We start from the raw sequence: 20,502 nt of genomic DNA, 5'->3' as shown, positions 1-20,502 counted from the left end.
GCCGGCGTGTCCACGCGCGGGCACGGCCTCACCCGCCGCGCGGGTCCCGGGCAGGCCGCTGCTACACTGAGTCACCCGGTGGCGCATTGCCACCCCCAACCCACCCTTTCACCCCACCCGGAGGTTCCCCGTGGAACTCGACATCAGCAAAAACGTCCTCCTGGACATCGCCACCACCACCCTCGACCGCATCGAGGGCCTCGAAGTCGCGCCCGCCCCCATCAAGGTCGGTGAGGTCCTGCAGCGTCAGGCGGGCCGTGGCCGCCCCCGCGCCATCAAGGTCCAGCGCGAAGGTGAGCAGCTCAGCTTCGACCTCGGCGTGAACATCGAGTACGGCCAGAACCTCGTGAAACTCGCGCAAAACGCCCAGCGCGCCCTCACCGAGAACGTGGAGCTCATGACCGGCCTGAAGGTCCGCGCCGTGAACGTCACCGTCCTGGGCCTCACGCTCCCGAAAGGCGCCTGACCTTGACGCGCCGCCGAGAGAAAGCCAGCGCCCCCAGCAACTCCCGCCGCGCCGCGCGCGAATTCGCCTTCCGCGTGCTGTTCGAAAGTGAACGCGGGCAGGTGCCCCTGCAGGAAGCCCTGAATCGCGCCCGCCTCAACATGGCGCACGGCGACGACACCTACCCGGAACTCGGCGACGAAGCCGTGGACTTCGCCCGGGACCTGCTCGGGGCGCAGACCGCGCGCCGCGCCGAGGTGGACAGCCTCCTCACCCGCACCATCCGCGGCTGGACCTTCGAGCAGATGGCCCAGACGGACCTGAACGTCCTGCGCCTCGCCACGGCGGAAATGCTGCGCGGCGAGGACCCGCACCCGCCCATCATCGAGAGTTTCGTGCGCGTCGCCCGCAAGTTCGGCGGCGAGGACTCCGGCCGCTTCGTGAACGGCGTCCTCAGCGGCGTGTCCCGCACCATCGAGGAGCAGGGCGCCCTGCCGCTGCCCGGCCCGGACGGCAGCGGAGACGACGCTTGACGGCACGCGCGCTGCCCGGCGCGCCCGCCGCGGAAGCCCTGCTCGCCCGCGCCCGCGAACGCCTCGCGGCGCTGCCGGGCGGCGCGCACCTGCACGTCATCCGCCTCGGTGACGACCCCGCCAGCGTCAGCTACGTCCGCCTCAAGGACCGCAAGGCCCGCGAGGTGGGCCTGCGCAGCACCGTGCACGCCCTGCCGGACGCCACCCCCGAAGCGGACCTACTCGCGCTGATCGCGCGACTCAACGCCGACCCGGCGGCAAGCGGCATCCTCGTGCAGCTCCCGCTGCCCGCCCACGTGAACGCCTCGCGCGTCCTGCGCGCCATCGACCCCGACAAGGACGTGGACGGCTTTCATCCCGTGAACGTCGGTGGTCTGTGGAGCGGCGAGACGCGCCTTCCACCGTGCACGCCCGCCGGCGTCCTCGCACTCCTCGACCATTACGCCGTCCCGGTCGCGGGGAAACGCGCGGTGATCGTGGGGCGCAGCAACATCGTCGGCAAGCCCCTCGCGGCCATGCTGCTCGCCCGGGACGCCACCGTCACGGTCGCGCACTCCCGCACGCCGGACCTCTCCGCCGTCACCCGTGCCGCGGACATCCTGTTCGCCGCCGTGGGCCGCGCGCACCTCATCACGCCCGCACACGTCAGGTCCGGCGCGACCGTCATTGATGTCGGCGTGAACCGCCACGCGGTCGCCGACGAGCCCCCCCGCCTCGTGGGCGACGTCCACCCGGACGTGCGCAGCGTCGCCGGTGCGCTCACGCCCGTGCCGGGCGGCGTCGGCCCGATGACCGTCGCGCAACTCCTCATGAACACCGTCACCGCCGCGCACCACCACGCCCACCCATGAATCTGCTCGACGCCCTCAACAACCGCTGGCTGTGGACCGCCGTGCTTTCCAGCACGCTCGCGCAGGTCGTGAAGGTCCTGCTGATCCTGCTGCTGGAGCGCCGCTGGCGCCCCGAGAAGTTCCTCGAAACGGGCGGCATGCCCAGCAGCCACAGCGCCATGGTCGCCGCCCTCAGCACCGGCATCGGCATCACACAGGGCACCGAAAGCCCCCTGTTCGCCGCGTGCGTCACCTTCAGCCTGATCGTCATGTACGACGCCACCGGCGTGCGCCATGCGAGCGGCCAGCAGGCGCGGCTCCTCAACGAACTCGTCGAGGAACTCCGCGCCGTCGTCCGCGAAGGTTTCGCGCCCACGCCGCTGCGCGTCCTGCTCGGCCACACGTACCTCGAAGTGCTCGTCGGGACCCTGCTCGGCATCCTCGCCGGCTGCGTCGCGTTCCTCTGGATCCCCTGAAGCCGGCAAGGAAGGAGGCCACGCCTGAGCAGGCGTGGCCTCCTTGTGCGCCGTTCAGAACACCGGTTTGCCCGTGTCGTTGATCAGCTGGCAGTTCGCGTACACCGGCACTGCCTGGCTCGTGATCGCCGGCGTGGACGCGCCCGTGTCGGAGTACCCGGTCAGCTGCGCGTAGAAGCCGCCCTGGCCGTTGCCCACGCGGTCCGACGCAGCCACGTTCTTGATGGTGCGTTTCGCCGGGTTGACGATGATGCCCTGCGCCCCGACACTCTGCGGCAGGAAGTCCGCTTCGGTGCGGTTGGGCGCGTCGAACACGAACACGTACCGGTCCCCGTTCTTCTCCAGGGTGCCCGCGCTCTGCGAGAAGTCCGCCACGTAATTCTGATCGTACGCCGTGGTCGTCTGGCCTTTGAGCTGCACGTGAATGCGCGCCAGCGCCCCGGTCGCGCCCACGGACACGCCGCCCTGCGTCGGCACGCTCTGCTGGTTCAGGTTCGCGCATGACACGTACGTTTTCGTGGTCAGGTCGTAGAACTCCGTACGCAACTCCGGTGCGAAAATCGCGGAGCGGCCATCCGAAGACACCCCGCAACTTGCCAGGACCACACCGACGCCAACCAGACCGAGAAGCTTCTTCATGCTTCCCACTGTGCCCGCTGAAGCTGACGCGTCCGTGATGACGCGCCCAGCAGACCGTGAAGCGCAGCGGGAGCCGCCCTTCACGCAGTGCTAAACTCTGGCCTTATGGACGTGAAGGCGCAACTCAAAGCAGCAGTGGAAGCCGCAGCCCGGACCCTCGGCGCGGACATCGAGGCGGTCATTCAGGAGACGCCGCCCGGCAAGCCCGGCGACTACGGCACGCCCGCCGCGTTCCTGCTCGCCAAGAGCCTGCGCGGCAACCCCGCCGCGTTCGCGGCGCAGCTCGCGAGCACCATCGAACTGCCGAGCGGCATCGCCCGCGCCGAAGCGATGGGCCCGTACCTGAACTTCTTCGTGGACGTCGGCACGTTCGTGCGCAGCATCGTGGAGGACACCGCGACGCCCGAGGCGCAAAGCGGGAAGATCGTCATTGAGCACACGTCCGTCAACCCCAACAAGGAACTGCACGTCGGGCACGTCCGCAACGTCGTCCTCGGGGACAGCATGGCGCGCATCTTCCGCGCGGCCGGCTACCCCGTCGAGGTGCAGAACTACATTGACGACACCGGCCGTCAGGCAGCCGAGAGCCTGTTTGCGCGCGACCATTACGGCCGCGTGTGGGACGGGCAGCAGAAGTACGACCACTGGATGGGCGAAGGGTACGTGCGGCTCAACGCCGACCCGCAGAAAGCGGACCTGGAGCCCGGCATCAGCGCCATCATGCACCGCCTCGAGGCGGGCGAACTGCGCGGCGAAGTGGAACGTATCGTCCTCGCGCACCTCGACACCTGCCACCGCCTCGGCGCGCGCTACGACCTGCTCAACTGGGAATCCGACGTGGTCGGCAGCGGCTTCCTGAGCAAGGCCATGAACATCCTGCAGGGCAGCAGCTACACCAGCCACCCCACCGACGGGAAGTACGCCGGGGCGTTCGTCATGAACGTCGCGGCGTTCATGCCGGGCCTGGAGGAGAGCAACGTCGTGCTGGTCCGCTCGGACGGCACCGCCATGTACGCCGCGAAGGACATCGGGTACCAGTTCTGGAAGTTCGGCCTGTTCGAAGGCATGAAGTTCAAGCCCTTCACCACCGACCCGGAAGGGAAGACGGTGTGGACGAGCGCGCCCGACGGCGAGGTGGACGGCGAGCGCCGCTTCGCGCACGCCTATGAAGTCATCAACGTCATCGACTCCCGCCAGGAGCACCCCCAACGCGTCGTGAAGGCGTCCCTGGGCGTGGCCGGGCACCCGGACGAGGAGGCGCGCAGCATTCACCTCAGCTACGCGTTCGTGACCTTCGAGGGGCAGACCATCTCCGGACGCAAGGGCGGCGCCGTCAGCGCGGACGCCGTCATGGACGAAGCGACGCAGCGGGCGCGGGCGCTGTTCGTCGAGAAGGAAGGCCAGAGCAGCCGCGAAACGGTCTCCGCCGACGAGGCGCAGGAGATCGCGCGCCGCATCGGCCTGGGCGCGCTGCGCTTCGCGATGATGCGCAACGAACCCACCCGCCAGATCGACTTCCGCTGGGAGCAGGCCCTCACCCTCCAGGGCGACACGGCGCCGTACGTGCAGTACGCCGCCGTGCGCGCCGGGAACATCCTCAAGAAGGCTGCGGCCGAAGGGTACGTCAGCGACGGCGCGGGCGCCGACTGGGCGCAACTCACGGACCTCGACCTGACGCTCGCGAAGACCGTCATGCGCCTCCCGGAGGTTATCGGGACTGCCGTGCGCGTGCACAGCCCGCACGTCGTCGCCGCGTACGCGCTGGACCTCGCCGGTGCGTTCAACAGCTGGTACAACGCGAAAACGCCCGAAGGCAAAGCGGCCACGAACGTCCTCGCGAGTCCCGCCGGGCAGCGTGAAGCGAGACTTGCGCTCGTGCGTAAACTCCGCGCGACCTTCGAGGAGACCCTCGACCTGCTCGGCATTCAGGTGCCCAGCGCGATGTAAATGATGTAAATGATGTAAATGCAGCAGAGCGGCGCACCCGCGTGAGGTGCGCCGCTCTGCTGCTGGGTTCATTGGCGGCTGGTGTACACCATCAGATGCTCGCGTGGGATGCGCGGCGCCCACCAGCGGCCCGTGCCGCGCGCGCGGAACCCCACGCCCCGCTCTGCCGCGCTGCGCGTATGCACCGCGAGCACCAGCGCGCCTCCGACGCACGCGGCCGGTTCGTCCTGCAGCGTCACCCCGCCGTCCCCGAGCAGCCCGGCGCGGACGGCGCGCACGGCGTCGTCCACGTCGAGTGCGCAGTACAGCCACGCCGGGAGGCCCTGCCCGCGCAGGCTGAGGCCGCGCACCTGCCCGTGCGCATTCAGGCGGGAGCGCACGAACCCGCCCGCGCCGTGCGGCACCGTGAACTCCAGGCCGCTGACGTCGGCCTGCTCGTCGGCGAGGCGCAGTTCACGTGCGCTCAGCCGCGCCCACGAGGGGCGCGAGCCCGCGAGGGCAAGCAGCAGCGCGTTCAGGTCCACCCAGCCGTCCGCGTCGGGTTGAAGGCCGAACGCGGACGGCGGGAACTGCAGGGCTTGAACGGCGGCGGCGCGCACTTCACGAAGCTCGACTCTCATGCGAGCAGCATGCGCTGCGCGCGCGCCCTTCGGCGTCCGTCAAAGGAGGTATGTCGGATAGATCACACGCCTGACCTGTCGCCCCAGGTCACACGATCCCCTCAAGGTACGCGCGCACGTCCGCGCGGACCGGCATGAAGTAGATGTGCGCGCCCCGCTCGCGCGCGAAGGCGAACGCGTCGCGCGCGAGCTGCCGGTTCCAGTCCATCGTCGGCTGGAACCCACGCGGGAATACCGCGTGGTTGCGCGTCTCCCAGTACCGCAGGCTCCGGGTGCTCGTGACGGTCGTGACGCCCCAGAACACGTCCACGCCGTCCATCAGGTCCGCGTACACGTCCATCAGGCGCACGTCGAAGAACGGCTGCGTGAAGAACCCGCACGCGCCCGCGTCCAGCTTGCGCTGCGCGTACTCCCGTTCGCGCGTGAACCCCTGACGGTACGGGTCCAGACCCGCGTACACCCGCACGTGCGGCAACTCCTCACGGAACTTGCGGATCACGCCGAGCGCGTCGTTGTTGTAGATCGGGCGGCTCATGTCGGCGGGCGCGTCCCCCGTGACGACCAGCACCTCGTCGATGCCGTGCTCCGCGAGGTACGCCGCGATGGCGAGCGGACGGTTCGGGTTCACGTCGATGGCGCGCACGTGCGGGATGACGTGCTGCAGGCCAGAATCCCCAAAGCACCCCTTCGCGTGCGCGCAGCCCTCCCAGGAGCGCAGCGGGAAGCGCGACAGGTCCGGGATGTTGATGGTGTTCACGCCCGGCAGGTGCGCGCGCACCTGCGCGAGCTCCTCCGCGAGCGACGCCGCGTCCCGCGGGACAAGTTCCACGCTGACGCGCATCAGCGCACCCCCCCGGTGAGCGCCGGCGTGTACGCGAGGATCGGCGCGAGCCACCGCTCCGCTTCCGCCTGCGTCCAGCCCTTGCGGCGCGCGTAGTCCCGCACCTGGTCCTCGCCGATGCGCCCCACCGCGAAGTACGCGCTCTGCGGGTGCGCGAAGTACAGCCCAGACACGCTTGCGGCGGGCAGCATCGCGCAGCTGTCCGTGAGGGTCAGGCCGATCTCCTCGGCGCGCAGCTGCGCGAAGATCGTGCGCTTCTCGGTGTGGTCGGGCTGCGCCGGGTAGCCGGGTGCGGGGCGGATGCCGACGTACTTCTCGCGGATCAGGGCGGCATGGTCGAGCTGCTCGTCGGCCGCGTACCCCCAGTGGCGGGTCCGGACGTCCCGGTGGAGTTTCTCCGCGAACGCTTCCGCGAGGCGGTCCGCGACGGCCTTCGTGAGGATGGCGTTGTAGTCGTCGTGCGCCTCTTCGAACTGCACGGCGAGCGCTTCCGCGCCGTGGATGGTGACGGCGAACAGGCCGACGTGGTCGCCGCCGTCCGCGACGAAGTCCGACAGGGCGACGTTCGGGCCCTGCTGCTCCCGCTGCTGCCGGATCGTGTGCAGCACCGTGCCGTCCGCGAGGAGGATGTCGTCGCCGTCACGCGTGGCAGGCGCGAGGCGAATGACGCCCTGCGCGGTGAGCAGCCCCTCGCGTTCCGCGCGGTCGAGGAGCGCGTTCGCGTCGGCGAGGAGCTGGCGGGCTTCCGCGCCGACGCGCGGGTCGTCGAGGATCTTCGGGTACACGCCCGGCAATTCCCACGCGATGAAGAACGGCGTCCAGTCGATAAACGCGCGCAGCTCCCCGAGGGGCTGCTCGATCACCTGCCGGCCCGGTTCGCGCGGTGAGGGCTGCGCCGGGGCCGTGAGCTTCAGGGCGTTCGCGCGCGCGGCGTCCAGCGGCGTGAGCCGCACGGTGCGGTCCGCGTGGCGCGCGCGCTGCCGCTCGTGTTCCGCGTCCGCGCGGACCTTGAAGCCGTCCGGGTCGCCCAGCAGGTCCTGCACGACGGTCACGGCGCGGCTGGCGTCCAGCACGTGCGCGACCGGGCCGCTGTACGCCGGGGCGATTCGCACGGCGGTGTGCGCGCGGCTGGTGGTCGCCCCGCCGATCAGGACGGGCGTGTTCAGGCCGCGGCGTTCCATCTCGCGCGCGACGTTCACCATCTCGTCCAGGCTGGGCGTGATCAGGCCGGACAGGCCGATCACGTCCGCGTTCAGGCGCGCCGCCTCGTCGAGGATGCGCTCGCCGGACACCATCACGCCCAGGTCCGTCACCTCGAAGCCGTTGCAGGCGAGCACGACGCCCACGATGTTCTTGCCGATGTCGTGCACGTCGCCCTTTACGGTCGCCATGACCACGCGGCCCTTGCTGCTGCCGCTCGCCTTCTCCGCCTCCAGGTACGGCGTGAGGTGCGCGACGGCGCGCTTCATGACGCGCGCGCTCTTCACGACCTGCGGAAGGAACATCTTCCCGGCACCGAACAGATCCCCGACGACGTTCATGCCGTCCATCAGGGGCCCTTCGATCACGGCGAGCGGCGACCCGAGCAGCTGGTACGCCTCCTCGGCGTCCACCTCCACAAAGTCGCTGATGCCCTGCACGAGCGCGTGCGACAGGCGCTCGCGCACCGGCAGGTCCCGCCACGAGGCGGCGTTGCTGCTCGCGGAGCGCTTCTCCCCCTTGAAGCGCTCCGCGAGCTCGATCAGGCGTTCGGTGGCGTCCGCGCGCCGCGCGAGGATCACGTCCTCCACGTGCTCGCGCAGTTCCGGGTCGAGGTCGTCGTACACGGCGAGCATCCCGGCGTTCACGATGCCCATGTCGAGGCCCGCGCGAATCGCGTGGTACAGGAACACCGCGTGCATCGCCTCGCGCACCGCGTTGTTCCCACGGAAGCTGAACGACACGTTGCTGATGCCGCCGGACACCAGCGCGCCCGGCAGGTTCGCCTTGATCCAGCGCGTCGCCTCGATGAAGTCCAGGGCGTAGCGGTCATGCTCGGGCAGACCCGTCGCGACCGTCAGGACGTTCGGGTCGAAGATGATGTCGTGCCCCGCGAACCCCGCCTGCTGGGTCAGCAGGCGGTACGCGCGCGCGCAGATTTCGGTGCGGCGCTCCAGCGTGTCCGCCTGCCCCTGCTCGTCGAACGCCATGACCACCACGGCCGCGCCGTAGCGGCGTATGGTGCGCGCCTGCGCCAGGAACGCCGCCTCGCCCTCCTTCAGCGACAGGCTGTTCACGATGCCCTTGCCCTGAATGCGCTTCAGGCCCGCCTCCAGCACGCTCCAGCGGCTGGAATCCAGCATGATCGGTACGCGCGCGATATCCGGTTCGCCCGCGAGCAGGTTCAGGAAGCGGACCATCGCGGCCTCGCCGTCCAGCAGGCCCTCATCGAAGTTGATGTCGATGACCTGCGCGCCGCTCACCACCTGCTGCCGCGCGATCTTCAGGCCCGCGTCGAAATCGCCTTCCAGAATCGCCCGCGAGAACTTCGGGCTGCCGGTGACGTTCGTGCGCTCCCCGACGTTCACGAAGTTCACCTCGGGCGTCACGGTGAACGCCTCTAGGCCCGACAGGCGCAATTGACGGGGGAGAGGGGCCGCCACGCGCGGCTTCACGTCCCGCACCGCCTTCGCAATCGCGCGGATGTGCTCCGGCGTCGTCCCACAACAGCCGCCCACGATGTTCACGAGGCCGTCCTCCGCGAACTCGCGCAGGACGCCCGCGGTGTGCTCCGGCGTCTCGTCGTACTCCCCGAACGCGTTCGGTAACCCCGCGTTCGGGTGCACGCTCACGAGGACGTCCGTGCTGCGCGCCAGGGCGCGCAGGTGCGGGCGGAGCAGGTCCGCGCCGAGCGCGCAGTTCAGCCCCAGCGAGAACAGCGGCGCGTGCTCCGTGCTCACCGTGAACGCCTCGGGCGTCTGCCCGCTCAGTGTGCGGCCCGACGCGTCCGTGATCGTCCCCGACAGCATCACGGGCGCGCGCCGCCCCAGCCGCTCGAACACCGCCTCACACGCGAACAGCGCCGCCTTCGCGTTCAGGGTATCGAACACCGTTTCGATCAGGATCAGGTCCGCGCCGCCCTCCAGCAGGCCCTCCACGGCCTCCTCGTACGCCGCCGCCAGGTCGTCGAACGTGACCGCGCGGAACTCCGGGCGTTCCACGTCCGGGCTGAGCGTCGCCGTGCGGTTCGTCGGCCCCACCGACCCCGCCACGAACCGCGGCTTCCCATCCTGAGCGGTCAGCTCATCGGCGACCTCCCGCGCGAGGCGCGCGCCCGCCACGTTCAGTGCCCGCGCGAGGTGCGCCAGGCCGTAATCCGCCTGCGCGATACTTGTGCTGCTGAAGGTGTTCGTGCTCGTGATGTCCGCGCCCGCCTCGAAGTACAGGCGGTGAATCTCCCGGATCACGTCCGGGCGCGTCAGCTGCAGCACGTCATGGTTGCCCTTGTACTGCACGTCCCACGCGAACTCCGCGCGGCGGTAATCGGCCTCCGTGAGGCCACGGCGCTGAAGCATCGTGCCCCAGCCGCCATCCAGAATCAAAATGCGCTCGCGCGCAATGCTGAGTAACTCTTGCGTTCGGTCGTTGCGTTGCGTCACTGTGCACCTACAACAGTCACGCGGGCCAGGGATGGCCCGCGCGCAAAAAGACGTACAGCACGAATGCTGCCCCGGCGTTCCATCGGTCCCGTCCCCGGTCATCGTTGACCCCTTGCAGGCGGGCTGGCTTGAAGCACCGTTGCCGCGATGAGGGCCGGTTGCCGCGCCGTCCCTGGGCCAGTTCCCTCGGGCGCTTCGCTATGGAACGTGCCGAAGCACGTTAACGCCCATCATAGCGCACGCGCCGCGCCGCGCGCCACGCGCCGTAGACAAATCCAAAGAAACGCCGCAGGACCCCGCCGCGCCACACGCTTATCATGAACCTCACCCATGACGTCCCGCGTCCTCGAGGCCTACCACGCCGTCCGCCCCCGGTTCGAACGCCTGCGCGACGTCGCCGTCGCCGACATCGAAGCGCAACTGCGGCAGGCCGGCCTGAACATCCACCACGTCACCGGACGCCTCAAACGCCCTGACAGCCTCCTCGACAAACTCCGCCGCAAACCCGGACGGTACCGCACCCTCGCCGACGTCACCGACATCGTCGGCGTGCGCGTCATCACGTACTTCGAGCGGGACGTGTGGCAGGTCTCCCGCCTGCTCGAAAGCACCTTCGACGTCGACTGGGACCACAGCGCCGACAAAAGCAAACTGCTCGACCCGGACCGCTTCGGGTACATGGGCGTGCACTACGTCCTGCGGTTCGGCGCGCGCGGCGAAACCATGCTCGGCCCCATGAGCGGCGCGCACTTCGAAGTGCAGATCCGCAGCATCCTTCAGCACGCCTGGGCGGAAATCGAACACGACCTCGGCTACAAATCCGCCGGCGCCGTCCCCCGCGAGATCCGCCGCCGCTTCTCCCGCCTCGCCGGCCTCCTCGAAGTCGCCGACGAGGAATTCATGGCCATCGACCGGCTCGTCCGCGACTACGCCGCGCAACTGCCGGACCGCATCGCGCAGGAACCCGACGACGTCTTCATCGACGCGGCCAGCATGTCGTACCTCCTCCCGCGCGCCGACATCCGCACGCATGACGAACGCCTCGCTGCGGGCCTCGGCGTGCCGCTCCTCACGAACGTCCTCGACGAGGAACGCCCACAGCGCCTCGCGGAAGTCCTGCAACTCGTCGGCGTGCACAGCGCCGGGCAGCTCCTCAAGGAACTCCGCCGCACCAGCCCGCAGGTCGAGGCGTTCGGCCTGCGCCTCCTTCCGCAGGTGCCGGACACCTGGGCAGACGTGGGCGGCCTGCGGCCCGGCGTGAGCGTCGTGTGCTACGCCCTATGGCGCGCGTGCGCGAACCCTGCCGTGGACGCCTCCGCCCTCGTGGACCACCTCGACCTGCGCGGCGAGGTCGGCGGCGCCGAACGCCTCGTACACCTCGCCCGCGAAGCCTACGCCGCCGAATAACCAACGGCCGGAGGGGGCGCGCCCCCTCCGGCCACGCGTGCGGCCGTTACTGCCGGATCACGCGCGCCAGCTCCTCGCGCGTCAGGTCCGCGGCGGGCGCGTCAAGCGCCACCTCACCGTCCTTCAGCGCAATCACCCGCTGCCCGAGCGACAACGCCTCATCCAGGTGGTGCGTGACGAACACCACCGTGCAGCCCGCCTCACGCCACAACCGCAGCACCTCGTCGCCCAGCGTCTCGCGCGTCTGCACGTCGAGCGCGCTGAACGGCTCGTCGAGCAGCAGCAGCTCCGGCTGCACCGCCAACGCCCGCGCGAGCGCCACCCGCTGCCGCTGCCCGCCACTCAGCTGGTGCACGCGGCGTTTCCCGGCGTCCGGCAACCCCACCAGCGCCAGCGCCGCCTGCGCGCGCGCCACCCGCTCCGCCCGCGGCACCCGCCGCGCCTCCAGGCCGAACGTCACGTTCCCCAGCACCGTCCGCCACGGGAACAGCGCGTGCTCCTGCTGCACCAGCGTCAGGCGAGGGTCCGGGCCGCGCACCTCCCCCTTGCCGAGCAGGATCCGCCCGGACTGGGGCGCCAGGAACCCCGCGAGTAGCGCCAGCAGGGTGCTCTTGCCGCTGCCGCTCGGGCCGATCACGCACACGAACTCGCCCGCGCGCACCTGCACGTCCAACGGACCGACGCCTGCGCGCCCGTCGTAACGGTACGTCACGCCGTCCAAGGTGAGGGGCGCACCCTGAGCGCGCGCGGCGGTGGTCGCTTCGGGCCTGGTCATGGTGAGGCTCATCATGCCACCTCCAGCGCGGTCGTGCTCATGCCATGACCTCCAGGCCGTAATTGCGGCGGATGCGCGCCTCGATCACGCGGATGACCGCGTCGAACACGCCCCCGATGATGCCGATAATGATGATCGTGGCGAGCACCAGCGCGACGCTGCCGGTGTTGCGGCCCACTTCGAGCTGCTGCCCCAGGCCGGGGTTGGCGGTCAGCAGCTCCCCGCCGACCAGCGCGCGCCACGCGAAACTCCACGCGGTGCGCAGGCCGCCCACGATGTGCGGGAGGCTGGCGGGCACCATCACGTTCAGCGTGAACGGCAGGCCCCGCGACCCGAGCGTGCGGCCCGCGACGCGCCACGCGGGCGGGACGTTCAGGAGCGCGCCGGACACCGCCAGCGCCACGGGAATGAACCCTTCCAGAATCACCACGAACAGCACCGCGCGTTCGTTCAGGCCGAAAAACAAGATGGCAAACGGCACGAACGCGATGCTCGGCACGCTCTGGATGCCCGTGAGGTACGCGCCGACCGTGTCGCGCAGGCCCCGCCACGTGGCGAGCAGGAGGCCCACCCCGAGGCCGAGCGCGACAGCAACGGCGTACCCGATGGCGACGCGCCGCAGGCTGTTCCCGATGGACAGCAGCAGCTTGCCGTCCTGGGGGCCACTGCCCCACAGGCCGTACGAGATTTCCTGCCACACCGCTTTCGGGCTGGGAAACACGTACGGGGGGTAGAGCTTCAGGACGTCCGTGGCGACGTACCACGCCACCAGGATCAGCAGCAGGCCGAGCGCCTGCCAGAGCAGGGCCCGCCCGCGTTTCGGGCGGGCGGGCGTGGCGGGCAGGACCGTCGTCATTTCCCGCGCGCGCTCTTCAGGGGGGCGAGGTTCACGAGTGTGCTGAAGTCCGGCAGGGTGCGCGCGTACCCAGCTTCCTTGTTCAGGTCGCCGTACTCCCGGAACGCGTCGAGGTTCAGGTCCGCGGTGAATTTCGTGCGTTTCAGCGCGAGCTGCAGGACGCGCGGGTCGACCTTCTGGTTGGTGAGCTTCTGCAGTTGCGCGCTCACGGCGAGCTGCGCGGCTGGCGGGTTCTTGCTGAGCAGCGTGATCGCCTGCAGGTGCGCTTTCAGGAACGCCTGCACGAGGTTCGGGTTCTCCTGCGCGAACTTCGCGTTCACGATCACGACGGCGGTCGGGTAGTCCCCGCCGCGCCAGATGGTCTTCTCATCCCCGACCAGCACGTGCCCCTGCTTCTGGAGCAGCGCGCCCCACGGTTCAGGCACGAGCGTCGCGTCGATCTGCTTGCTGGCGAACGCCGCGGCGACGTCCGCGGGCGCGACAGGCGTGATGGTGACGTTCCCGCCGGCGTCCTTCGTTTTCAGGCCGTTCTCGACGAGAAGGTGGCGGAGGCTGATGTCCTGCGTGTTTCCGAGGGACGGCACGGCGACCTTCTTGCCGGCGAGGTCCTTGAACGTCTTGATGCCGGCGTCCTTGCGGGCGATCAGGACCGCGCCGGCGTTCGCGGCGTTCGCGATGACCTGCACGGGCATGCCGCGCGCCGCCGCGTTGATGGCGGGGCCCGGCCCGACGTACCCGATATCGATCTGCCCGGCGGCGAACGCTTCCGTGAGGGTCGTGCCGCTCACGAAGTCCTTCGTTTCGAGTTTCGTGTTCCCGAACGCAGCCTTGAAGTACCCTTTCTCGATGCCGATCAGGGCGGGCGCGTGCGTGAGGTTCGGGAAGAACCCGAGGCGGACCGTGGTGGCCTTCTGGGCCGTGGCGCCGCTGAGCAGAGTGAGGGTGAGGGCGGCCAGGATGGTGCGTTTCGCAGGCATGTGGTCTCCTTGTTGAGGTGTGCAACGTGGTCCTTTGAGTGAACACGATGTGTTCCTCGGGGACCACGCAGGCCGCATGAAGGCGCCTTTAATTCATGAAGGGGCTGTCAGGGGCGCAGGGTCAGTCGCCGGCGGCGAGGTACGCGTCGCGCAGCACCTCGGCCACTTCGGGCCGCGTGAATTCGGCGGGGAGGTGCTCGCCGGCGCGAAGCTTCTCGCGGACTTTCGTGCCGCTCAGCACGAGGTGGTGCGCGGCGTCGTGCGGGCAGGTGCGGGGGCTGACGAGCTGACCGCAGGTGCGGCAGTAGAAGGTGTGCTCGAACTTCAGGATCTGCACGCCGAGTTCCTCGCGGGTGTACGCGCTGAAGATCTCCTGCGCGTCGTACGTGCCGTAGTAGCTGCCGACGCCGGCGTGGTCGCGGCCGACAATGAAGTGCGTCACGCCGTAGTTGCGGCGGCTGAGGGCGTGCAGGATCGCCTCGCGCGGGCCGGCGTAGCGCATGGCGGCCGGGTAGACGCTCAGCAGGGTGCGGGTGTGCGGGTAGTACTTCTCGAGCAGCACCTCGTAGGCGCGCACGCGGACGTCGGCGGGCACGTCGTCGCCCTTGGTGGTGCCGACGAGCGGGTGCAGCAGCAGCCCGTCGACGAGTTCCAGCGCGACTTTCTGGAGGTACTCGTGCGCGCGGTGGATGGGGTTGCGGGTCTGGAACGCGACGCTGCTGCGCCAGCCGCGCGCCTCGATGGTGGCGCGCACTTCAGCGGGCGTACGGTGGTGGTGCGGGAACGCGCCGCGCGGCACGTCGAACAGCGTGACGTCGCCGGCGAGGTTCACGTCGCCCGCGGCGTACAGCGCGGCGACGCCGGGGTGCGCGGCGTCTTCGGTGCGGTACACCTCGCGCGCTTCGAGGGCCTTGCGGGCATCGTACTGCTCGGTAACGTCGAGCAGGCCGACGGGCGCGCCACTGCGTGTGAGGACGACGCGGCCCCGGTACGTGCGGGCGTCCTCGCGGGGGATGGGCAGCGTGATGGGCACGCTCCACGGGGTGCCGTTGTCAAGGCGCAGGGTGTGGATGACGGCGAGGTAGTCCGCTTCGCCGAGGAAGCCGGTGAGGGGGGAGTACGCGCCGGTGGCGATGAGTTCCAGGTCCGCGTAGGCGCGGTCCGTGAGTTCGAGCGTGGGGAGGCCGCGCAGTTCCGAGGCGTCGTGGAGGGGGCGCACGCGGTTGATGAGCGTGCCGCCGAGGGGGGTGGGGAGCAGGGAGTCAGTCACGGTGATCATGGGGCCTCGGAGGGGGAGGAAACGAGAAGGGTGATGAAAGTGATCAACTATTAGCGAAAAAAGAGAGGAAAAGCCCGGCAGGGCGCGGCCTTACAGCTTATTCTCGCCGACCCACAGGCCGCACTCGGTTTTGCCCTTGCCGGCCCAGCGGCCTGCGCGGGCATCCTCGCCGGGGCGAACGGCGCGCGTACACGGCCAGCACCCGACACTCAGGAAGCCGTCCCAGTACAGCGGGTTCACGGGCAGGTCATGCTCGCGGGCGTACGTTTCGAGCATCTCGCGCGTCCAGTACGCGAGCGGGTTCACGCGCAGGCGCGCGCCGCCGTCCTCCACGAACGGGATGTCCGCGCGGGTGGTGGCCTGCTCGCGGCTGCGGGCGTTCAGCAGCGCGCCCGGCGCGCGCAGCCGCAGATACGACTGCAGCGGCTGCACCTTGCGCGCGGCGCAGCAGCCGTCCGGGTCGTCCGCGTACGTGTCCTGCGGCGCGTCCGGGGCGGGGTGCAACGTCACGAAGGTCAGGCTCGGGTAGCGTTCACGCAGGGCGTCCCGCGTGCGCAGCGTTTCCGGGAAGTGGTAGCCGGTGTCCACGAACACCACCTCGCCGCGGTACCCGGCCTGAACGGCGAGGTCCAGCAGGACGACGCCGTTCAGGTTGAACGCGCTGGGCATCAGGGCGTCCGGGTGCTGCGCGAGCGCCCAGCGGATCACGTCGCGCGGGTCGGTGTCCGGCGTGAAGTTCGGGCGTTCCAGTACGGTCATGCTCACCCTCCCAGGCGCGCGAGCAGCTGGTCCACGCCCTCGCGGACGCTGATGCGGTCGGTGCGCAGGTGCAGGTCCGGCTGTTCGGGCGCCTCGTATGGGTCGCTGACGCCCGTGAAGTGCGGAATCTCGCCGCGCAGCGCCCGCACGTACAGGCCCTTCACGTCGCGTTCCGTCACGACGTCCAGCGGCGCGTCCACGAACACCTCCAGGGCGTTCGGGAGTGCCTGGAGGGCCTCGCGGCGCGTGTCCGCGTAGGGGCTGATGGCGCTGACGAGCACGGTCACGCCGTGTTTCGCCAGCAGGCCCGCCACGAACGCGATGCGGCGCACGTTGGTGTCGCGGTCCTCGCGGCTGAACCCGAGGCCCTTGCTGAGGTTCTCGCGCACGGCGTCGCCGTCGAGGAGTTCCACGCGCTCGCCGCGCGCTTCGAGCTCGTCGCGCAGGGCGCCCGCGAGGGTGCTCTTGCCCGCGCCAGACAGGCCCGTGAACCACACGACGCGCCCGTGTCCCGTCACGGCGGCTGGGCGGGGTTCGGTGGCGGTCATGCGCTCACCACGGCGTTGAGGACCGCGTCGGGCGTGAAGCGCTCGTGACCCACGCGGTCCGCGTACTCCACGAAGCTCTCGCCCGGCAGTTTGTGCGCGCGGAAGTCACGCAGGACGCCTTCGGTGTACTCGGTGAGGCGCACGGCGGGCACCACGCCCTTGAGCTTGTTCCCGGTGCGCTGCGCCTGGCCGATACTGCCCGCGAGGTGCACGTTGTAGACTTCTTCCTCGCCGCGCAGGGCGCCCATGAACCCGAGGTCCGCGACCTGGTAGCGGGTGCAGGCGTTGCTGCAGCCGGTCAGGTTGATGGTGAACGGCACGTCGAGGTCCGCGAACTTCGCTTCGAGCTGGTCGACGAGGCCGGCGGTGCGCGCTTTGGTTTCGGTGAGTGCGAGGCGGCAGAACTGCGTGCCGGTGCAGGCGATGGTGGTGCCGCGCAGCGTGATCTTCGGCGCGAGGTCAAGCGCCGCGAGGGCCTGCGTGAGCGCCTCGACGTCCTCGGCGCGCACGTGCGGGATCATCATGTTCTGGAAGGCCGTGGTGCGCAGCATGCCCTGCCCGTAGCGTTCGGCGAGGCCCGCGAGGGCGCGGGCCTTCTCGGGGTTGATGCGGCCCACGGTGGTGCTGATGACGACGTAGTTCAGGCCGTCCTTCTGGGGTTGCACGCCGAGCACGTCGTTGCCGCCGAAGCGCGCGACGGGCGCCTGCGGGCCGTCCGTGAGCTTGCGGCCCAGGTACTCGTTTTCGACGATCTCGCGGAACTTCTCTACGCCGAGGTCCTTGATCAGGAACTTCAGGCGGCTCTTCTTGCGGTTCTGGCGGTAGCCGTGGTCGCGGTACGCGGCGGTGATGGCCTGCCCGACCTCCACGACCTCCTCGGGGCGGATGAACACGCCGAGGCGTTTGGCGAGGTGCGCGACCGCGCCGAGGCCGCCACCCACCCACACGTCGAAGCCGACCTCGCCGTTCACGCGGTGCGCGAGGAAGCCGATGTCGTTGATAAGGTGGATGCCTTCGAGTTCCGGCGTGCCAGTGAGGCTGATCTTGAATTTGCGCGGCAGGTCCTGGAAGTCCGGGTTGCCGCTGAGGCTGCCTTCCATGGAGGCCGCGATGGGGCGCACGTCAATCACCTCGCGCGCGTCGAGGCCCGCGAGGGGCGAGGCGATGACGGCGCGCACCGTGTCGCCGCACGCACCCTTCGTGTGCAGGCCGATGGCTTCAAGGCGCTCGAAGATCGCGGGGATGTGCTCAATGCGCAGGTAATGGAACTGGAACGCCTGCCGGTCCGTGACGTCGAGGAAGCCGCGGCCGTAGTCCTCGGCGATGCCCGCAATGCCGCGCAGCGTGCTGGCGCTGAATTCGGCGGTGGGGACCTTTACGCGCATCATTAGGAAGCCGTCTTCCTGCGGGCGCTGCGGGTACACGCCGGCCCATTTGAGCAGGTCAATCTTTTCCGGGTCGATGAAGCCCTGCTGCGCGTACTGGGGGATCAGGTCGAAGATCTGGAAGGGCGGGAGTTCTTTTTTGAGGGTTTCGATGTCGCTCATGGGGTCTCCGGGAGTTATCGGGTGAGGCGGTAACGCAGCATGCGCCACTGGAAGTACATCAGGCAGCCGACGCAGATGCGGGTGGTGAGGTTCAGCAGGGCGAGGGCGATGACGGTGACGCCGAGGAGGGCGCTCAGGACCTGCAGGCCCGCAAGGCCGGCGAGGGCGCTGGCGAGCAGGAAGGTGCCGCCGACGCCCTGCGCGAAGTGGTGCGCGCGTGGGTCGTCCTGCACGGTGTTCGCGCGCAGGCGCAGGATGGGGGAGAGGGCGCGGTACGCGGCGCGGAGCGGGGCAGTTTGGGGACGGAGAGCGCCGAGCAGCATGGCGGCGCCCAGACCGGCCATCAGCCAAGGCATTCGCGTGACGAGCGCGAGGGTCGTGAGGCTCACGACGGTGACTTGGTTGAATTTCAGGGCGGTCTGGTCGGTCATGTGGGCCTCCGTGGAATAGTCGACCAAAAGTGTAAACCAATTCAACGGACAAAGTTCGTCAACTAAGCAGGAGTGTCTAGAACACCTTTCCTGACCGGACCCAGTCCATTTACTTCCCCTTGACCTCTCCCTCACGAACTTCACGCCCAGGTACGCACCCGCAGGCGTTCAATAGGACGGTCCAAGGAGGGCTCATGAGCCACACCACGCATCCGCCCCTGTTCAGCGCCGCCTTCAAAACCGACCCGTACCCCACCTACGCGCACTTCCGCGACACCCAGCCCGTCCGCCGCGAAACCCTTCCCGACGGCCGGCCCCTCTGGCTCGTCACGCGCTACGACGACGTCATCGCCGCCTTCAAGGACCCGCGCCTCGTCAAGAACCCCGCCAGCGCCATGCCGCCCGAAGCGCTCAGCCAGCTGCCCCGCGGCCGCGAAGCCTTCCGCGTCCTGAGCCACCACATGCTCTCCAGCGACCCCCCCGACCACACCCGCCTGCGCCGCCTCGTCAGCCGCGCCTTCACGCCCCGCTACGTCGAACAGATGCGGCCCCGCGTGCAGGCCATCGCCGACGACCTCATCGACCGCATGGCCGAAGGCAACCAGGGCGACCTGATCGAACAGCTCGCGTTCCCCTTGCCGATCACCGTCATCAGCGACATGCTCGGCGTGCCCCACGAGGACCGCGAACGCTTCCGCACCTGGTCGAACATCATCGTGTCCGTCAACCCGTTCGAACCGCAGACCTTCCAGAGCACCGCCGACGACCTCGTCGCGTTCACGCAGTACTTCCGCGACCTGATCGCCGAGAAACGCGCGCGCCCCACCGACGACCTCACCAGCGAACTCATCCACGCCACCGACGAAGGCGACGCCCTCAACGAGGACGAACTGCTCAGCATGATGTTCCTGCTGCTCGTCGCCGGGCACGAAACGACCGTCAACCTGATCGGCAACGGCACCCTCGCGCTGCTCACCCACCCCGACCAGCTCGCGCACCTGCGCGCCGACCCGACCCTCATCGAGAGCGCCGTCGAGGAACTCCTCCGCTACGACGGTCCCGTCGAGACGTCCACCATGCGCTGGGCCGCCGAGGACGTCCAGCTCGGCGGCGCCACCATCCCGCGCGGCGAGGCCGTGCTCGTGGTCATCGCCAGCGCCGACCGCGACCCCGAGCGTTTCAAACGCCCCGAGGACCTCGACATCACCCGCGCCATGAACCGCCACGTCGCGTTCGGGCACGGCATCCACTACTGCCTCGGCGCGCCCCTCGCCCGCCTTGAAGGGCAGGTGGCCATCGGTACGCTCCTGCAGCGCTTCCCGGACCTGCGTCTCGACGTCCGCCCCGAAGAGCTCCAGTGGCGCCCCGGCATGCTCATCCGCGGCCTCTGGCATCTCCCCGTGCGCTGGTAAGCCCACAGCGTCAGGGCCCGCCGAGGTGCCGGCGGGCCCTGACGTTCAGGCGTTCGGTTTCAGCAGGTGCCCCAGACAGTAGTGGTAATCCACGCCCGCCGTGCGGTCCTGCACGAGGTCCGCGACGCTGAAATCCTGCAGCACCGTCAGCATCGCGTCGCGCATGCGGGTGTAGATGGTGTTGCGCGCGTGGCAGCGGTCCTGCTCCGGGCACGGCTCCCGCCAGTTCAGGCTGATGCACGACAGCGGCGCGACCGGCCCGTCAATGGCGCGCACCACCTCGCACAGACTCACGAGGTGCGGCTTGCGTGCCAGCGCGTACCCGCCGCCGATGCCCTTCTTGCTCTTCACGACGCCCTTGGCCGCGAGTGCCGCGAGAATCCGCACGAGATACGGCCGTGCGACGCCCGTCTGTTCGCTGATCTCCTCACTGGCGATCCAGCGGTCCGGTCCCTGCATGCCCAGGTACGCGAGCGCCTGAAACGCATAGACATCCGTGGTCGAAAGGCGCATATGCCCGAGTGTAGCGCGTCCCGCTGGGC

At 69.6% G+C, this 20,502-nt stretch carries 20 protein-coding genes; 7 read left to right on the top strand and 13 right to left on the bottom strand.

From position 1 onward, the window contains the following. Positions 1 to 130 precede the first annotated feature (130 nt). From DEIMA_RS09800 to DEIMA_RS09785, 4 genes are read left to right on the top strand one after another with little or no spacing between them, the layout of a single operon-like run. Positions 131 to 466, top strand: coding sequence for an Asp23/Gls24 family envelope stress response protein (locus DEIMA_RS09800; protein ID WP_013557097.1), 336 nt, complete (start codon positions 131 to 133; stop codon positions 464 to 466). Positions 467 to 468: 2 nt separating this feature from the next. After that, entirely contained in the window at positions 469 to 978 is a 510-nt protein-coding gene (nusB, locus tag DEIMA_RS09795) for a transcription antitermination factor NusB (protein ID WP_013557096.1), read from the top strand. Further along, positions 975 to 1,829, top strand: coding sequence for a bifunctional 5,10-methylenetetrahydrofolate dehydrogenase/5,10-methenyltetrahydrofolate cyclohydrolase (locus DEIMA_RS09790; protein WP_013557095.1), 855 nt, complete (start codon positions 975 to 977; stop codon positions 1,827 to 1,829). The genes nusB and DEIMA_RS09790 overlap by 4 nt, the downstream gene beginning before the upstream one ends. Then, positions 1,826 to 2,284 (top strand): divergent PAP2 family protein, encoded by a 459-nt coding sequence (locus DEIMA_RS09785; RefSeq protein WP_013557094.1) that lies wholly within the window; start codon positions 1,826 to 1,828, stop codon positions 2,282 to 2,284. Before DEIMA_RS09790 ends, DEIMA_RS09785 begins: the two co-directional genes overlap by 4 nt. 54 nt (positions 2,285 to 2,338) lie before the next feature. Here the strand turns inward: DEIMA_RS09785 and DEIMA_RS09780 are convergent, their stop codons facing one another. Further along, positions 2,339 to 2,923 carry a hypothetical protein gene (locus DEIMA_RS09780; protein WP_013557093.1) on the bottom strand — a complete coding sequence of 195 codons (585 nt, stop codon included), beginning with the start codon at positions 2,921 to 2,923 and terminating at the stop codon, positions 2,339 to 2,341. A gap of 105 nt (positions 2,924 to 3,028) precedes the next feature. Here DEIMA_RS09780 and DEIMA_RS09775 point away from each other — a divergent pair, with 105 nt between their 5' ends. Further along, a complete protein-coding gene (locus DEIMA_RS09775; RefSeq protein ID WP_013557092.1) occupies positions 3,029 to 4,870 on the top strand; it encodes an arginine--tRNA ligase in 1,842 nt (613 codons plus the stop codon). A gap of 68 nt (positions 4,871 to 4,938) precedes the next feature. On the opposite strand, the gene DEIMA_RS09770 is transcribed toward DEIMA_RS09775, so the two are convergent. The 3 genes from DEIMA_RS09770 to metH form a co-directional block, all read right to left on the bottom strand. Then, a complete protein-coding gene (locus DEIMA_RS09770; RefSeq protein WP_013557091.1) occupies positions 4,939 to 5,490 on the bottom strand; it encodes a hypothetical protein in 552 nt (183 codons plus the stop codon). An 88-nt stretch (positions 5,491 to 5,578) separates the two neighbouring features. Further along, the gene (locus DEIMA_RS09765) at positions 5,579 to 6,331 is read right to left on the bottom strand and encodes a methylenetetrahydrofolate reductase (protein ID WP_013557090.1); all 753 of its coding nucleotides are present in this window, start codon (positions 6,329 to 6,331) and stop codon (positions 5,579 to 5,581) included. Next, complete coding sequence (metH, locus tag DEIMA_RS09760) at positions 6,331 to 9,969, bottom strand: methionine synthase (RefSeq protein WP_013557089.1); 3,639 nt, start codon at positions 9,967 to 9,969, stop codon at positions 6,331 to 6,333. Before metH ends, DEIMA_RS09765 begins: the two co-directional genes overlap by 1 nt. A gap of 330 nt (positions 9,970 to 10,299) precedes the next feature. Here metH and DEIMA_RS09755 point away from each other — a divergent pair, with 330 nt between their 5' ends. Continuing rightward, on the top strand, positions 10,300 to 11,376 hold the full coding sequence (locus DEIMA_RS09755) for a GTP pyrophosphokinase (protein WP_013557088.1): 1,077 nt from the start codon (positions 10,300 to 10,302) through the stop codon (positions 11,374 to 11,376). Between the two features lie 46 nt (positions 11,377 to 11,422). Here DEIMA_RS09755 and DEIMA_RS09750 read toward each other — a convergent pair whose 3' ends face one another. The 8 genes from DEIMA_RS09750 to DEIMA_RS09715 all read right to left on the bottom strand — a co-directional run bounded on the left by DEIMA_RS09750 (position 11,423) and on the right by DEIMA_RS09715 (position 18,548). Beyond that, positions 11,423 to 12,163 (bottom strand): ABC transporter ATP-binding protein, encoded by a 741-nt coding sequence (locus DEIMA_RS09750; protein ID WP_043817276.1) that lies wholly within the window; start codon positions 12,161 to 12,163, stop codon positions 11,423 to 11,425. A 25-nt stretch (positions 12,164 to 12,188) separates the two neighbouring features. Further along, on the bottom strand, positions 12,189 to 13,007 hold the full coding sequence (locus tag DEIMA_RS09745; protein ID WP_013557086.1) for an ABC transporter permease: 819 nt from the start codon (positions 13,005 to 13,007) through the stop codon (positions 12,189 to 12,191). After that, positions 13,004 to 13,984 carry an ABC transporter substrate-binding protein gene (locus tag DEIMA_RS09740; protein ID WP_013557085.1) on the bottom strand — a complete coding sequence of 327 codons (981 nt, stop codon included), beginning with the start codon at positions 13,982 to 13,984 and terminating at the stop codon, positions 13,004 to 13,006. The genes DEIMA_RS09745 and DEIMA_RS09740 overlap by 4 nt, the downstream gene beginning before the upstream one ends. Positions 13,985 to 14,105: 121 nt before the next feature. Next, positions 14,106 to 15,263 (bottom strand): sulfate adenylyltransferase, encoded by a 1,158-nt coding sequence (gene sat / locus DEIMA_RS09735; RefSeq protein WP_013557084.1) that lies wholly within the window; start codon positions 15,261 to 15,263, stop codon positions 14,106 to 14,108. A 90-nt stretch (positions 15,264 to 15,353) separates the two neighbouring features. Beyond that, entirely contained in the window at positions 15,354 to 16,022 is a 669-nt protein-coding gene (locus DEIMA_RS09730; RefSeq protein WP_013557083.1) for a phosphoadenylyl-sulfate reductase, read from the bottom strand. 2 nt (positions 16,023 to 16,024) lie between these two features. After that, positions 16,025 to 16,570 (bottom strand): adenylyl-sulfate kinase, encoded by a 546-nt coding sequence (cysC, locus tag DEIMA_RS09725; RefSeq protein ID WP_013557082.1) that lies wholly within the window; start codon positions 16,568 to 16,570, stop codon positions 16,025 to 16,027. Beyond that, entirely contained in the window at positions 16,567 to 18,117 is a 1,551-nt protein-coding gene (locus tag DEIMA_RS09720; RefSeq protein ID WP_013557081.1) for a nitrite/sulfite reductase, read from the bottom strand. The genes cysC and DEIMA_RS09720 overlap by 4 nt, the downstream gene beginning before the upstream one ends. A 14-nt stretch (positions 18,118 to 18,131) precedes the next feature. Beyond that, positions 18,132 to 18,548 (bottom strand): DUF4395 domain-containing protein, encoded by a 417-nt coding sequence (locus DEIMA_RS09715; RefSeq protein ID WP_148234941.1) that lies wholly within the window; start codon positions 18,546 to 18,548, stop codon positions 18,132 to 18,134. Positions 18,549 to 18,742: 194 nt separating this feature from the next. Between DEIMA_RS09715 and DEIMA_RS09710 the strand changes: the two genes are divergently transcribed. Then, a complete protein-coding gene (locus DEIMA_RS09710; protein ID WP_013557079.1) occupies positions 18,743 to 19,960 on the top strand; it encodes a cytochrome P450 family protein in 1,218 nt (405 codons plus the stop codon). A gap of 45 nt (positions 19,961 to 20,005) precedes the next feature. Here DEIMA_RS09710 and DEIMA_RS09705 read toward each other — a convergent pair whose 3' ends face one another. Then, on the bottom strand, positions 20,006 to 20,473 hold the full coding sequence (locus tag DEIMA_RS09705; RefSeq protein WP_013557078.1) for an Rrf2 family transcriptional regulator: 468 nt from the start codon (positions 20,471 to 20,473) through the stop codon (positions 20,006 to 20,008). Between the last annotated feature and the right edge of the window lie 29 nt (positions 20,474 to 20,502).

Source organism: Deinococcus maricopensis DSM 21211, assembly GCF_000186385.1.
Classification (GTDB): Bacteria; Deinococcota; Deinococci; order Deinococcales; family Deinococcaceae; genus Deinococcus_B; species Deinococcus_B maricopensis.
Note: the sequence above shows the minus strand (reverse complement) of the source record. Positions and strands in the feature narration are given on the sequence as shown.